A 1,156-nucleotide genomic window follows, 5' to 3' on the forward strand; every position below is an offset into this window, starting at 1 on the left:
GGGATAGATACAATACTGGTTAAAAAGTAAGGACAAAAAAATATTTTATAGGGAATGGCAATTAATAAAAATGCTTTATGAGAAAGAACGTAATATTGTTTTAAATGCCTGCAGGGAAATGTTAAAGAGTAACCTCACAGTTGGATCATGGGGCAACATAAGCCTGAGAACTGAAGATGGAAATGTGGTCATAACCCCCAGTGGTACGAATTATTCAAAGAGTTTGCCAGAGGACATGGTTATCACCGATATTGAAGGAACAATTATAGATGGAAAGATGAAACCTTCCAGTGAGCGGTTAATGCACTATAAAATATACAAAAACAGGCATGATGTTATGGCCATAGTTCATACCCATTCGATATACTCTTCAGTACTGTCAGTTACTGATGACCGGATTCCGCCTATAACCGAGGATACTGCAATGCTTCTTGGCGATGGTGTAAATGTATCCAAATATGCCCTTACGGGCACCATAGAACTGGCAGACTACGTTGTTGAAGGTCTTGGTTCAAATAATGCAACGATAATGAAAAATCATGGTGCTGTATCAGTTGGAACCGATATGGAACGGGCAATAGTCACATCCCAGGTACTGGAAAAATCTGCAAGTATCTTTATTACGGCCAAAATGCTTGGTAAGGTCAATATATTGCCTCCAGAGGATGTGGCAAAGTTGAGAGGACTATCAGAAAATTATCTGAAACAGTGGAAAAACTGGAAATAATTATTTAAGTTCCCTGGCCATGTATGGCCCTAACCTTTCATAGCCATATTTCCTGAAATAATTTCTAACCCCTATCCCACTGATCACTACTATGCGTTTTTTTCCATACTCTTCCAGTGATATACGTTCCGCCTCATCCAGAAGCTTTTTGCCGAATCCGTGGTGTTGCCAGTTTTCTGCGGATTCGGCTCCTATTGGCACTATATTCCCCATAACCTTTATTTCCCTGATAATCGATGAAGATAAAACCTCCTTTCTGTGTGCCATGTCTGATGGCATCCTGAGCCTTAGGTATCCTATAATATCATTTTTTGAATTTTCAAATGAGAGGAATATTTCGTCGCCTCCTGAAGCCCTGTAATTTCTTCTGATAAGGTTATAGTCATTTCCGTATGAATCCTTTACTATTCCAACTTCCCTGCTTCTTAT

2 protein-coding genes are annotated in these 1,156 nt (G+C 39.4%); one reads left to right on the forward strand and one right to left on the reverse strand.

Annotated features, from left to right (window positions below; translation table 11 throughout):
• Positions 1-70: 70 nt before the first annotated feature.
• Positions 71-727: a class II aldolase/adducin family protein gene (locus AMDU4_RS09675; RefSeq protein WP_021787802.1), complete on the forward strand. Its 657-nt coding sequence runs from the start codon at positions 71-73 to the stop codon at positions 725-727.
• On the opposite strand, the gene AMDU4_RS09680 is transcribed toward AMDU4_RS09675, so the two are convergent.
• A partial coding sequence (locus AMDU4_RS09680; RefSeq protein WP_290704928.1) for a GNAT family N-acetyltransferase occupies positions 728-1,156 on the reverse strand: 429 nt, incomplete at its 5' end.

The organism is Ferroplasma sp. Type II, assembly GCF_000496155.1.